We start from the raw sequence: 13,851 nt of genomic DNA, 5'->3' as shown, positions 1-13,851 counted from the left end.
TGACCTAGCCCTGGCCCGTTTCGGCCTCGTCCCGAACGCCTTCCGAGTCGTGCGCGGTGGCATCGAGAGAAGCCCTTCTGCCTGCAGGTGCATCTTTCAACAGTCGATCCTTGAGCGATTCGCTGGCCCTGCCCCAACGGTTGAAGAACATCAGGTTCCCGATAATTTTCTCCCGCTCTTCCTGGTCCTCAGTGAGCGCAAAATAGACCTCCTCGGCGCTCGGCACGTCGATGATACCGAACAGGGTATCGATCAGAGCACCCCGAATTTCGGGATCCGGATCGCGGGCGAATCGCAGTTGAGCGGGGATGGACAGGGGATGGAGAAAGTCATGCGTCTGAAGCAGGCGGAGTCTTACTCCCTTGTCGAGATCAATTGCCAGTTGGGACTGCGTATCCGACGAAAGCCCCGGCTGTTCCGCCAGTTCCAGGCGTACCTCCGTGTCCTTGTCTTTGGCCAGGATCAACTGCACATCGTCGCTCAGGCGCGTGAAAAGAGGGCTACTGCCTGCTTTGGCCAGTCGTTTGCGGATACTCGCTGACGCGTCGGTCGCCAATATCCGTTGCGCGGACGGCACCAATCCGGCGTATGCGGCCAGCGCATACCGGACTTTTTCGTCTCGATCCTGGGCAAGAATCTCTTGCGCCATGCGGCCGATACCCCGAAAGACAAAATCGCCGCGCTGATCAACCAGGCGCGCTCGCACCTTTGCATCGGAGTCCTGGGCCAGCAACAACTGCGTACGCTTGCGCAAGCCATCGCAAGCGGCCAGGGCAAGGCGGACGGAAGCGTTTTCGTCCTCCGACAACTGTCGCTCCACTTCCGCGTCCATCCATCCATCCTTGCGGATCAGGCCGCTGCGTACCAGGACGGCCTCATCCTTTAGCAGGATTTTCTGGACCTTCAGGCTGATATGCTCATTGGCCGCCAAGGCTTCGCGAACCCGGGTACTCGTATGTCCGGAAAGCGCTTCCTGCGCACCCTCGGACAAAGACGGATTGCCCGCCAGCTCAATGAGGAATGCATCGGAGCCATCACCCAGCGCCAAAGCCTTGCCTTGCAGGGCCGCCGGAAGCTTGCGATTCCGAGCCAACGCAAATCTGAGCTTTTCCGCGGCACCGGCGGTGAGAGGCTGTCTGAGAATATTCGCCATCAAGGCTTCGCCGATATGCGGATTTCCTGCCAACAGCAGACGCACCTCGTCCGAGCCTTGCTTGAACAAGCGGTTGTACTGCGCTTCGCTCAAATTGTCGTTGCCGGCCAGCGCTTCCTGGACTTCCAGGACATCGTTAATGAGCTTTTCCGCAACCGGCATAGCAAGAGCCGGATTCCCGGCCAGGGCGCGGCGCGCCTCCTTGTCGCCGTCTTCCGCCAGCCTGGCCTGCAATGGTGCGTCCAATCCCCGATTGGCAGCAAGGCAACGACGTGTCTCAATGTCCCCTCTTTCAAGCAACTGCTGTTGTGTCTGGACTGAAATAGCGCGGTTTGCGGCCAGGGCGCGCCTGATTTCCGGGAGGGCGTTGCTCAGCGATTGCTGCACATCGGCCGCAAGATCAGAAGATGCCGCCAGGCTGACGAGAATGTCGGCGTTGGAATCCTGGACCAGGTGTCTCTGAACGATTGCGGGCACAGTACGGCCCCAACGCACCAGACGCTCGCGCACGCTGTCATTCTCATCGCGCATCAGTATCTCGAGGGCTGCATCCAGCGTGGCTTGATTGGCAGCAAGATTTCTGCGCACCTCCACGCTTGGATCGCGCGCCAACCGGGCCTGCACTTCGCTGCAAAGCTGGGCATTGTCCGCCAGAGCGGCCCTGACGTCTTCGGCTTCGCTCTCGCTCAATTTCATCTGCAACGTTGCGCCAAGATGCCGATTTCCCGCCAGCTCTCCTTGCACGGATTCCGTGTCTGCGGCGAGCAATTGAAGAGTGGCGCTGGCCAGGTTGGGGTGCCGGGCCAGGTCCCGGCGCACGTCTTCCTTCGGATCCTGCGCCAGAGTCTTTTGTGCGCCGGCGCCAAGGCTTTCGTTTCTCGCCAGCGCGCGGCGCACTTCCGGATCATCCTTGGCGAGTTCCAACTGAACTGCCTCTGGCAGGAACGCCGAATGGCTGCGCTGCGCCAACCGGATTCTGACCTCGATATTGTCGTCCTTCGTCATGGCGAGCTGGACGGCTTCGGCCAGTGATTTCAAGTCGGCAAGCGCTTCGCGAACCTGGAAATCGCCGTCGCGGCTCAGCAGTTCCTGGATGTAGGGATGCAATGTCTCGTTGGTGGCAAGATCTTCGCGAATTTCCGATTTTGATTCGGTTGCCAGCCGCTTCTGTACATCCGAACTCAAGGCCCGGTTGCGCGCCAGGCGCCTGTGAATAGCGGGATTCTTGTCGGCAAGCAGACGGATATGCAGAGCATCGTGGCTGCTTCGCCCGGCCAGCAATAGCCGATGGTCGCTTGTAAGCTTCAGACGATCGAACTGCAAAGCCAGCAGATCATGCGGCGCATGCGGATGCATGCAGGCCAGATGCAACAGGTCGAGATCGAATTCGGCGTGATTCTCCAGGATATTGATGCGCAGTGTCAGCAGGCGCTCTGGACAGTTGGGGTTCTGATAAACCTCTTTCCGAATATCGAGTTCCGGGTCGTGGGCCAGCTTTTCCAGCAGATCGTCGGGACAATCCGGATTACGAGCCACATCGCGGCGACGCAAGGCATTGGGATCGTCCACCATCTTGATCATCTGCGCGACGCTCAGACCATCCACCTTCGAGGCCGGCTTGAGCTTGAGTCGTTCGAAAAGCTCTTCGTACTTGTTCACCTGCTCTCGCAGGGTTTCCCGCAACGGTACGGTACGCTGGATGGCGGACTCGATATGCTCAAATCCCAGCTTCGTCTCGCTGAGGAACGCCGCTTCCCGTGCTTCGTTGATTGCGTTCTGTATATCTGCACCCGCATAGTCGCGGCATTGCGCAACCAGCGCGTTGTGCTGTTCCGAAGTGAGTTCCAGGCCATCCTTCCTAAGATAGATATTCAATATCTCGCCGCGCTCGCCGGCATTCGGAAAACCCACATAGAACACGTCGTCGAAGCGTCCCTTGCGCAGCAATTCAGGCGGGAGCGCCGTGATGTTGTTGGCAGTCGCGATGACGAAGACCGCGCCGCTCTTCTCTTGCATCCAGGTAAGGAAATACCCGAAGAGTCTTGATGACACTTCGGATCCGCCGCTGCTGTTCATGCCGACGAATGCTTTTTCCAGTTCGTCTATCCAGAGAATGCACGGGCTGACGGTTTCAGCCATGGTCAAAGCGCGACGCATGTTGTGCTCGCTCTCCCCAACGTACTTCCCAAGCAACGAACCGATATCCAGACGCAATAGCGGCAGTTGGAACACGCCCGCGGCGGCCTTCGCCGTCAGGGATTTTCCGCAACCCGGCATCCCGGCGATCAATACGCCCTTGGGCGAAGGGATACCCGCAACGGCAGCCTTGTCCAGGCGGCGAAAAATCTCCGCCCGCCGGTTGAGCCAGAGCTTCAGGTTTTCCAAGCCGCCGATATCGTCGGCGCTTTCCGAGACCTTGATCATTTCCAAGACACCGCTCTTGGCGATGATCTGTTCCTTTTCTCGCTGGATCAGCGCCAGCGCAGTCTCATCGACCTGCTCGCACTGTTGCCCCACCATGGCCAAGGCAGATCGGATCTCCTCGTGGCTCAGGCCGCTGCAGGCCGCGTTCAAGCGCTGCCGCAACGTTTCAGGGATGCGCAGTTCAAGCGCCTGGCTGACCGTATCGATCTGCGCTGCGATTTCGTCTCCCCGTGGAAGCATCAAAGGCAACAAGGTGATCTGCGCCTCAACCGAGGGGGGAATATGGAGCGTTTCCGATACCAGGACGACCGCCGCCTTGGCGCGATGATGCCGTTGGATGCGATTGAGCAACTGCTTCAGGCGCGCCGTAGCCAGCGGCTGATTCTCCAGGGCGCTGCGCGCATCCTTGATGATGATCAGTTTTCCATCCAGGTCATCATCCAGCAACACCGGCAGGCTGTGAGCCAAGTCGGTGCTTGGTTCCTGGCCACCGCGGGGCTGCTTGTTGAAGAAATCGACCCAACCGTACCCCAGGTTCCATTCCTTGGGGCTGAGCTGAAGGTCGGCGGCAACGTCCGCCATCACGGTGTCGACGCGGCTTTCTTCCCCCGATTGGATGAACAACCCCGGGTAGCCGGCGATCAGATGCCGTTTTATCTTTTCCTTGAGTTCGAGCTGGTTCATGGTCTTTACCAGAGCGAGGCAATAGCCGAACCAATGGACTGCAACGCACGCCCCGCCGACTCCATGGCGCGTCCGGCGCCTTGGGCAGCCTTGGATAGAAGGCCAATGGCCGTCTTGGAGACGGCCTTGCCGGCGGAATAAACCTTCTCGCCAATATGTCCGCCAGCAATACCGCCCGCCACGCCGCCGACGAAACCGCCGACCAGGGTGCCGACGGGACCGAAGACTGTGCCCAGCGCGGCGCCAAGGGCGGCGCCCTTGGTCGCCCCCATGATGGCGACAGTGGCCGTAACGGTGGTGTTGCCGATCTCGTCCAACGCGTCGGCCTGGGTGAGTTCTCCTTTGCCCAGTTTGTAAAGCACCTTGGCGTTCTGCAGTCCCACGCAGGCGATATTGGCGATCAGGCCGGCCGGCGTGTTGCGCAACGCGGCGCCGAGCCAACCGTTCTTCACTGCCACGACCAAGGCGCCGGACACCGACACTTGCGCCGCGACGTTTCCGGCCGTACGCAAGGAGCTTTCAAAAAACTCTTTCAGATCGTCGTCGACACTGGGATTTTCCCGGCCATTCAGGCTGTTCCACGCGCGTCGACCCAATATACGGGCGCCTTGCATGCCCGCGGCGATGCAGGCGCCTAGAAGCGCCTGCTTGCCGATCTGCTTGGCCACTTCGATGCGATTGGTGTCGTTCCATTCATACTGGCGCGACTCCTCCCTGGCCTGCGCATCTTCCTGGAGCCGCTTTGCCTCTTCCTTGGAAAGGGGCCGGGATTGCACTCCGTCAGCTTCAATACGCTCCGTGCTATTTGGTACGTCGGCCCCGTGGCCTTCCGGCACCAGGCGCTCCTGATCCGGATAGTCGCCTCGCTCGAACAAGTTTTCAGTCTGATTGGCGTCTGAGCCATACTTGGACTGATATTTGTTGACAACATTCCCCTTGGTATCGACGATCTCGATATCCACGGAATTCAAGTCACGCGAATTGACCATTCGTGCGCGGTAACCACTACCCTTTGCCGCTGCGTCGATGTTGAACGTATCGACATGATGCTGCTCGGCAATGAAGCCGTCGAGATTCCAGTTGAGACTGACATTGCCGGTCCGCGTCATGATGACATGACGCGCGTTATAGTTGGCTTCACTAAGCGCCTGGTCGATGCCGCTGGCGTACTGCCCTACATTTGCCGACCCCGCCAGCCCCGCATTTTTCTCTATTTCGCGGGCCAGCCAGGAGGCCTTGCTCTGCCCCTTGTCCAAATGCTGCTGCAGCGATTCGCGCGAACGGTTGAAAGCGCCGGTCGATGCCATGATCTCCCGCGTGCTTTGCAGAAGCTCCTCTTCACTGCCCCATATCGCCGGGTACTTACGGAATTCATCGCTCAACCACTGTTCAAGGGGCTTTTCGCCACGCTCGTTGCAGGAAGCCACAAACGAGCTGATGAGGGCCGTGGTTTTCTCGGCGGCTTCCTTGTCTTCAAAAAACGCGTTTTCCGCCTGCGCAATCTGATCTTGCTCCAGCGCCTGTTCGTCGACGCCCTCGTCATTGCGAGGTTTTTCTACAGCTTGATTCATGGGTTTGATCCTATTCAGACAATGTTGACTGCAAGTAGTGATTCAGTTCGTCATGTAGCTGCTGTTGCAGCCATGAGGGCTCTACCACCCGTACATGAGGGATCCAATAGCGGAGGATCGGCAACAATTGGTTTGGATGGTTGACCTGGCAGCGAAGCAGCAATCCGCCGTCGTCCCGCTCTTCGATCAGTTCCTGATGCGGCAGGACATGCCGGCGTTTGAAGTAGTAGGCGCCGGACCGGGCGACCCTGACCGTGACGGCCAAGCGCGACTGTCCGAACCAGACATCCTCGTCGTCGTCGATCTGGGCATGAATGCCGTCGTCGGGAATGAATGTTTCATCCAATACCTGTAGATCGGCAATCCGGTTCAGGGCAAAGCTCTTCAGCCGGCCGTCGTCGATGGCGGCCAAATACCAGACGCCCTTGTTTTGAATCAGCCGATATGGCTCAAGCAGTCGCCGGCGCCCCGTATACATCATGGCGCAGCGCCGATTGTTCTCGACGGCTCGTTTCAGTTCGCGGAAACTCCAGACGTCGGGGCGATCCCCTTCGAAATGCGCATCCCGTACCAGCAGCCCGGACTTGCCCGATTTCAGCAGCTCCAGCCAGGACCAGTTTGGCCCGGCGGGGAACATTTTCTCGACGCCGCTTATCTGTGCAAAGACATGCAAATCGCCAGGATTCAGCCGATTGCGGTATTCGTCAGCCAGCCGATAACGGCCATCGGACAGCGGCACCACCATGTCCCCCAGGCGATTTAGGTCTCGATAGATCGTGCGTTCGCTGACACCGAAGCGCGTGGCCAGTTCCTGGCGCGCCAATTGCTCTCCCAAATGCAGGAGACGGAGAATTTCCGCGAGACGCAAGGCCAGTGTGTCGTGCGTGTTGACAGCCATGAAACAACTCTGATGAACGTTAGCCGCGACTCTAAAGCCCATCACTGACAGGGCGTGTCAGTGCTTCCAGATATCTCCCGAAACGGGGGAAGAGATAGTATGGATGACTGCTCGTGACCATCTTTATTCTGCAGCCCCGGGACTTTCACGATGAACCGCCGTTTATCCATTGGTCATGCGGGAGAGTCTTCGGCGCGAGGCTGAGCCAATCATAGCCCGGGGGATAATCTAACTAATCCCACACAAAAGCCGCATTTAATGGCGTTTATTCACGGTTATCTATCTACGCAGCGAGAGACACGGCCACGGAAATCGCGCGGCGGCGCCTGCGGAGAAAAAAATGGGAGGCAGGCCGCAAACTCGGCGATTCACTTCCTGAGATAGGATTTCTCCCCGCTGCCTGAATAGCAGAAGGTACCGCCTCGCGGTCCAGTGCAGTATTGCCCATCCCGGCAGCTACATGCGCCGCTGGTGCTGGCGGCTGGAGACTTGGACGTGAGCGGAATTGTAGTCTGACACTATTATTGAAGCCCTACCAGGCCAGATAGAACATCGCCTTGGCCAGCACCACGATGGCCACCATGTGGCAAAACACGCTGATGTGCAGCCGCCGCTGCAATTCCCCGGTCAAGCGCTTGCGCCTGGCCTGCACCAGGGCGGTGACGACATGCGCCAGCACGCTGAGGGCCAGCGCGATCTTGAGGGTCAGCAGGATGCCGAAGGACGAACTGGCCGGGCTGGCGAGCGCGCCGCGGTACTGCCAGGCCAGGCCCAGGCCGGCCAGGTACAGCACCAGCACGGCCCAGGGAACCACCGAGCGCACGCGCGGGCCGAGCTGGCCGCCCAGCGCCCTGCGCACGTCCGGAGGCAGGCGCCTGTGCACGGGTTCCAGGAACAGCACCTCGAAGGTGACGGTGCCGACGAAGACGAAGGCGGCCAGAAGGTGCAGGATCAGCAGCAGGGGATAGGTATTCATGGCTGGAAAGCTCCGTTGCCCTTGATTGTCTCACCCAGGCGGAACGCCTGGGGATGAGATACATCAAGCCGGCCAGCCCCCTTTGCTAGAACCGGTATGCCACCCCGGCACTGAACGAGCGTCCGTTGCCCGGCAGGAAGATCGGCATGGCGGGCGTGGCGGTGTTGCGGATGGCGTAGCTGCTGGCATAGGTCTTGTCCGTCAGGTTGTCCGCCTGCACGTATCCGCTCCAGTGCGCGTCATGCTCGTAGGCCACCTTGAAACCCAGCAGCGCATAGGCGTTCTGCTGCGTGCCCGGCGCGTTCGCGTGGTTGGTCTCGGTGTCGCTCATCAGCCAGCGCAGGTTCGGGCCGAAACGCCAGCCGCCCAGGCGGTACATCACCTCGGCGCTGAGCAGGTGGCGCGGCACGCCGGCGATACGGTTGCCCTGGTATTCGCCGCTGCGGAAGCGGAAATCGCTGAAGGTGTAGGCGATACGGTAGTCGAACAGTCCTTCGCCGGGCGAGGGCAGGCTGCCGCTGATGCCGGCTTCGATGCCCTGGTGCCGGGTGCGGCCCGCATAGTTGTAGGTGCCGGCGGGCGTGCCGTTGGCGTTGGTGACGGACATGAGTTCGTCTTCGACGTTGCTGCGGTACAGCGACATGGTCCAGTTCAGGTCGCGGCCCGCGACGTTGAAGCTGCCGTCTCCGCCGATTTCATAGGTGAGCGCCCGTTGCAGGTCGAGCTTGCTCATGGAGGTGACGGCGCTGGCGGGGTTCATGGGCGCGGGAACTTCGCCGTTGACGATTTCCCAGAAGGTGGGCGCTTCGTTGCTGCGGCTGACGTTGGCGTACCAGCGCTGCGTGGCCGCCGGCCGCCAGACGATGCCGCCGCGCGGCGTGGCGTAGTCCCAGTCCTGGTCCAGGCTCTTGCCTGTATTGCGCTCGCGCGCGTCGCGCACGGCCTGGGTGTACTTCAAATCGCCGACCAGGCTGAGCTGGTCCGTGACGTGCCAGTCCACGCCGACCAGCGCGCTGCGGTTCTCGGCCTTGAGGTCATAGGCGCCGAAGCGCTGCAGGCGGCTGCCGTCGGCGGGGCGGATGGCGTACAGGTCGCGGTCCATGTCGCTGCGCTGCCAGTCCAGGGCAACGCGGTAGTCCACGCTGCCCGCCTTGCCGGCCAGTTGCCACACGAGGCCGTAGGTATCGCCGTCGGTCACGTTGGCGACCTGCGGATTGGTGAAGTCGTCGTTGGTGCGCTGCCAGTAGATGCCGGCCGTCTGGTTCAGGGCATCGGTGCCCCAGTAGCTGCGGTTGGCGATGCGGAACTGGCTGCTGTCGCGGTGGGGATCGCGCTTGTAGACGTTGTTGGACAGGTCCTGCGGCGTATTGCCGTCGCCGAGCACGCTGCGGGGATCTTCGTACATGCGCGCCTTCGGGATGGGCTGCGGGATGTCGAACTTCAGATCCGTGTACGACAGGTACGTGCGGTTCTCGAAGGTGCCCCGGCGAAAGCCCAGGTTGCCCTGGAAGCTGGAGCGCTCGGACGAGGAATGGTGGCGGTAGCCGTCCGACTTGTCATAGCCGAAACTGAAGCGGCCGTCCATGCGTTCGTCCTCGAAGCCCTTGGACAGCGTGAGGTTGCGCGTGCCGAAGCTGCCGCCGCCCAGGCGGATGACGTCGCTCTGCACGCCGGTCAGGGACTGGAAGTCGACTTCGCCGCCCAGCGTGCTGGCGCCGGGCGACAGCGCGTTGGCGCCGCGCCGCACGGTGACCAGGCCGGCGTTGCGCGGCTCGAGCAGGCTGATGATGAAGGATCCGTCGGCATCGTTGAGCGGCAAGCCGTCCTGCATGAGCAGGATGCCGCGGCTCAGGGGATTGCTCTGGATGCCGGAGCCGCGGATGTTCAGGCGCGGCTGGTCCAGCCCGCCGAAGAACTCCTGCACGACGACGCCGGGCTGGTAGTCCAGCGCGTCGCGCAAGGTGATCAGGCGCACTTCCTGCTGGGGCTGGATCAGGTTGGTGCCGCCGGGCACGGTCTTCAATTCGGCCGCGGCCTGCTGCGGGCCGGGGTCCAGGGCGCGCGTCAGGGAATCGCCGGACACCACCACGGGGGCCAGCGAAGGCACGGCCTGCGGGGCCGGGGCTTGCGCGGTTTGCTGGGCGTAGGCCGACGACAGCCCGAGGGCGCCGAGGGCTAGGCTGGACGCCAATTGGCGCAGGACGAAGGACGTCATGGGAGAGCTTCCATGTAGAGCGGGAAATGGGCTGGAGAAAGGGTCTGTAGCGCGGACTGGACCGCGCGGGCCGGTTTACCAGGACAGATGGAACATGGTCTTGGCCAGCAGCACGATGCCGACCATGTGACAGAACACGCTGATGTGCACCCGCCTGCGCACCACGCCGCGCAGGCGCTGGCGGCGCGCCAGCGTCATGGCGATGACGACGTGGATCAGCACGCTGGTGGCAAGCGCGATCTTGATCGACAGCAGCAGGCCGAAAGGCGAACTGCCCGGGCTCGCGAGCGCGGCGCGGTGTTGCCAGGCCATGCCCAGGCCGGCCAGGTACAGCACCAGCACGGCCCAGGGCACGACGGCGCGCACGCGCGGGCCAAGCTGCGCGCCCAGCGCCTTGCGCACCTCGACGGGCAGCCGCTTCTGCACGGGCTCCATGAACAGCACCTCGAAAGTGACGGTGCCTACGAAAACGAAGGCGGCGAACAGATGCACGACCAGCAGGAAGGGATAGGAATTCATAGCGATACTCCAATGTCGGAAACAGGAAGTCGGGCCGGCGTCTCAGGAAGGGCCGCCAGCCTCCAGCAGCAGTTCGCGCAAGCGCTGCGCGTCGGTCCGGCCGCCGCCGCCGGAAGCACCCTCCAACGCGATGGGCGTGACGCGCCCCCGCTCGACCATGACGCAGCGGTCGACCAGTCCCAGCAGCTCCTCCGGGTCGTGGCTGATGCACAGCAGGGCCGCGCCGCTGCGGGCCAGTTCCTCGCCGCAGCACGCGGCGAGCTGGCGGCGCAGCGCCGGATCCAGCGCGCTGAAAGGCTCGTCCAGCATCAGCAGGTCCGGTGACATGGACAGGGCGCGGGCCAGCGCCACGCGCTGCGCCATGCCGCCGGACAATTCGCCGGGCCAGGCGTGCATGGCGCCGTCCAGGCCGACGCGGGCCAGCCACTGCGCGGCCAGGGCGCGGGCCTTGGCGGGCGGATGCCCCGCTCCGCGCAAAGGCAGGGCGACGTTGTCCAGCGCGTGGCGCCATGGCAGCAGGCGGGGTTCCTGGAACATCAGCACGGGAAGCCGGAAGCCGTTGCGCAGCGCGCCGCCGCTGGGGCGCGCCAGGCCGGCGGCCAGGCGCAGCAGGCTGCTCTTGCCGGCGCCGCTGGGGCCGATCAGGCCCAGCCGCTCGCCGGGCCGCAAGCGCAGATCCACGTCCCGCAACACGGTCTGCGCGCCATAGCGCAGGGAAAGGGATTGCATGTCAAGCATGGCTGGGCTCCATCCAGCGGCCCAGCCGGCGTTGCAGCGGCTGCAGGAAGGCGAATTCCAGCAGGGCCACCAGGCCCAGGATCAGCAGCACCCAGGCAAAGAGTTCGGCGGTGTCGAAGGTGCTGCGGGCATTGGCCAGCGCGTAGCCCACGCCGTTTTCGGCGCCCAGCACTTCGGCCATGACCACCAGCCGCACGCCCCCGCAGGCCGCGATCAACAGCGCGGCCAGGAGCGGCGCGCTGAGCGCAGGCAGGTACAGGTGGCGCAGGCGCAGCCAGGGGCCGTAGCGGTAGACGTGGGTCATCTCGATCAGCTTGCGGTCCACGTGCAGCATGCCCTTGACGGTGTTGACGTACATGCCGGGCGCCATCATCAGCGTGGTGATGAAGATCACCATGGGCGAACCCAGCCCGAACCACAGCATGGCCAGCACCACGACTACGACCGGCGGCATGGCCATCAGCAGCCAGCGCAGCGGCTCGATCAGTCCGCGCAGGCGGGCACTGTGCCCGGCCAGCACGCCCAGCGCGAAGCCGATGGAGGCGCCCGCCAGCACGCCCACGCCGATGCGCATCAGGCTGACGCCCGCATTGGCGAAGAACTGCGGGCTGCGCACCAGCGGGCCGACGGCGCGCAGCGCCTCCCAGGGCGTGGCCATGAGCAGCGGGCCGAGCTGGCGCGCGGCCACGTGCCAGGCCAGCAGAAGCAGCAATACGCCGGCGGCGCTCCAGGCGCGCGAGGTGCGCGCGGGCGCGGCGAGGACGGGGCCCTTTGCGGACGCGTTCATCGGATCGGCGCTCATGGTCCGTAGAACCCGGCGGGCGGCAGGCTGCCGCCGATGGCTTGCGGGTAGCGGCCGGCCAGCAGGCTATACAAGGCCTCGAGCTCGGGGCGCGCGTCCTGGGCGCTGCGGGTGTCCAGGCGGGTGCCGCGGATGGCGGTCTCGATGGCCGGCTGGGGCAGGTGCGGCAGGTGCTCGCGCACCAGCGCGGCGCAGTCGGCGGGATGTTCGGCGCACCAGCGGGCGGAGGCGGCGTAGGCCTGGTTCACGGCGCGGCACAGTTCCGTGTCGCCCGCCACGCCGGCCGAGGCCATGACGCCGGCCTGGGGCAGCGAGGGCTGAGCCGGGAAGGCGCCGCGCCAGGCCTGCTCCAGGCTCTGGCCGCGGTGCAGCGCGGGCGCCCCTTCGGTCTGGCCGGCGCGCCACAGCAGCAGCGAGGCCATGGGTTCGACCAGCAGCGCCTGGTCGGCCTGGCCATTGAGCATCAGCGCGATCGCGTCCTGGCCGTCGCGGGTGCGGCGCAGCGCCACGGGCGCCAGGCCGCGTGCCGCATGGGCTTCGAGCAAGGTATCCAGCAGCACGGCCGGCAGGTCGCGCTGGAACGGCACCACCAGTTCGCGGCCGGCCAGGTCTTCGAAGGTCTGCACGGCCGGATCGCGGCTGACCAGCCATAGAATGCCCCAGACCGATATATTCAGCAGGCGCACCGGCATGCCGCGGTTGTGCAGCAAGGCGGGCAGCGTGCAGGGCGCGGCGCTGAAATCGAGCTCCCCGTTGACCAGCAGCGTGCGCAACTGGTCCGGGGTCTGCCACAGGCGGAAGCGCAGTTGGCCCGCGCGCTCGGCCAGCGCGCCGGTGGCCGCCATGTGCATCAAGGGGTAGCTGACCACGGCGCCGGGGCCGGCCAGCGTCAACACGTCATGGCGGCGCGGCGCCGCCGCGCGGGCGGCGGGCAGGATGGGCAGCAGGGCTGCCCCAAGTGCGGCGGCGCACAAGCGGCGGCGCGTAGGCGAGACTTTCATTGGATTTCAAATAAGAATTGTTATCGTTTAAGATTCTCCCATTCACGCTGAAAGACCCAGAATGACAAATATCAATCTGCCCGGGCCGGGCCCGGCCGATCTGTTGGCCAGGCACCCGCTGCTGCAGGGCCTGCCGTCCGGCATGGCTCCCGAAGTGGCCGCCGACCTGCTGCGCGGCGCCAGCCCGCTGCGCGCCGAGGCGGGGCAGGTCCTGTTCGGCGAAGGCGACGAGGCGCTCCACTATCTGCTGATCGAAAGCGGCCAGGCCGAAGTCGTGCGCTATGGCTACAACGGCGACGAACGGGTGTTCCGCGTGTTCGAACCCGGCCAGTTGATGGCCGAGGCGGCCATGTTCATGCCTCACGGCCGTTATCCGATGCAGGCGCGCGCCCGCAGCGCGCTGCTGGGCTGGCGGCTGAGCCGCCGCTCGCTGCACGACGCCTGCCGGCGCTGGCCGGACCTGGCGCTCAAGCTGCTGGCCGCGCTCAGCAAGGGCCTGTACGACCAGGTGAACAAGGTGGACTGGATGACCTCCAGCTCCGCGCCCGAACGGCTGGCCAATTACCTGATGGGACTGCACGAGCGCCAGGGCGCGATGGTGACGCTGCCACTGAACCAGCGCCAGCTCGCCGCGCACCTGGGCATCCGCGCCGAAACCTTGAGCCGCCTGCTCAACGACTGGCAGACGCAGGGCTATATCAGCGGCAAGCGCCGCCAATGGGCCGTGCATGACCCCGCGCACCTGGCCAGGCTGGCGACGACGGCGAAGCGGCCGTTCTGAAGCGGGGACTCGGCCTGGCGCCAATGACTTTTGTCATCGGCGCGGCGGCGGCGGCAACGGACAATGCGGACAGATCGTCTCCCCTGCCC

10 protein-coding genes are annotated in these 13,851 nt (G+C 63.9%); 1 reads left to right on the top strand and 9 read right to left on the bottom strand.

What is annotated here, in order from left to right; all coding sequences use genetic code 11:
• Positions 1 to 4: 4 nt before the first annotated feature.
• The 9 genes from WHX56_RS11235 to WHX56_RS11195 form a co-directional block, all read right to left on the bottom strand.
• Positions 5 to 4,261: an AAA family ATPase gene (locus tag WHX56_RS11235; RefSeq protein ID WP_338881238.1), complete on the bottom strand. Its 4,257-nt coding sequence runs from the start codon at positions 4,259 to 4,261 to the stop codon at positions 5 to 7.
• A gap of 5 nt (positions 4,262 to 4,266) precedes the next feature.
• A complete protein-coding gene (locus WHX56_RS11230; protein ID WP_338881237.1) occupies positions 4,267 to 5,832 on the bottom strand; it encodes a hypothetical protein in 1,566 nt (521 codons plus the stop codon).
• Between the two features lie 10 nt (positions 5,833 to 5,842).
• Positions 5,843 to 6,730 carry a helix-turn-helix transcriptional regulator gene (locus WHX56_RS11225; RefSeq protein ID WP_338881236.1) on the bottom strand — a complete coding sequence of 296 codons (888 nt, stop codon included), beginning with the start codon at positions 6,728 to 6,730 and terminating at the stop codon, positions 5,843 to 5,845.
• Positions 6,731 to 7,262: 532 nt separating this feature from the next.
• On the bottom strand, positions 7,263 to 7,706 hold the full coding sequence (locus WHX56_RS11220) for a hypothetical protein (RefSeq protein ID WP_338881235.1): 444 nt from the start codon (positions 7,704 to 7,706) through the stop codon (positions 7,263 to 7,265).
• An 85-nt stretch (positions 7,707 to 7,791) separates the two neighbouring features.
• Positions 7,792 to 9,921 carry a TonB-dependent receptor family protein gene (locus tag WHX56_RS11215; RefSeq protein WP_338881234.1) on the bottom strand — a complete coding sequence of 710 codons (2,130 nt, stop codon included), beginning with the start codon at positions 9,919 to 9,921 and terminating at the stop codon, positions 7,792 to 7,794.
• A 75-nt stretch (positions 9,922 to 9,996) separates the two neighbouring features.
• Complete coding sequence (locus WHX56_RS11210; protein WP_338881233.1) at positions 9,997 to 10,440, bottom strand: hypothetical protein; 444 nt, start codon at positions 10,438 to 10,440, stop codon at positions 9,997 to 9,999.
• A 42-nt stretch (positions 10,441 to 10,482) separates the two neighbouring features.
• Positions 10,483 to 11,178: an ABC transporter ATP-binding protein gene (locus WHX56_RS11205; protein ID WP_338881232.1), complete on the bottom strand. Its 696-nt coding sequence runs from the start codon at positions 11,176 to 11,178 to the stop codon at positions 10,483 to 10,485.
• Positions 11,171 to 11,965: an ABC transporter permease gene (locus WHX56_RS11200; protein ID WP_129239565.1), complete on the bottom strand. Its 795-nt coding sequence runs from the start codon at positions 11,963 to 11,965 to the stop codon at positions 11,171 to 11,173. The genes WHX56_RS11205 and WHX56_RS11200 overlap by 8 nt, the downstream gene beginning before the upstream one ends.
• An 11-nt stretch (positions 11,966 to 11,976) precedes the next feature.
• The gene (locus WHX56_RS11195; protein WP_338881231.1) at positions 11,977 to 12,981 is read right to left on the bottom strand and encodes an ABC transporter substrate-binding protein; all 1,005 of its coding nucleotides are present in this window, start codon (positions 12,979 to 12,981) and stop codon (positions 11,977 to 11,979) included.
• A 61-nt stretch (positions 12,982 to 13,042) separates the two neighbouring features.
• On the opposite strand from WHX56_RS11195, the gene WHX56_RS11190 reads away from it, so the two are divergent.
• Positions 13,043 to 13,762: a Crp/Fnr family transcriptional regulator gene (locus WHX56_RS11190; protein WP_129239567.1), complete on the top strand. Its 720-nt coding sequence runs from the start codon at positions 13,043 to 13,045 to the stop codon at positions 13,760 to 13,762.
• Positions 13,763 to 13,851 lie beyond the last annotated feature (89 nt).

Source organism: Achromobacter veterisilvae (assembly GCF_037619525.1).
GTDB classification, from domain to species: Bacteria; Pseudomonadota; Gammaproteobacteria; order Burkholderiales; family Burkholderiaceae_B; genus Achromobacter; species Achromobacter veterisilvae.
This window is presented reverse-complemented; position numbering and strand designations above follow the sequence as displayed.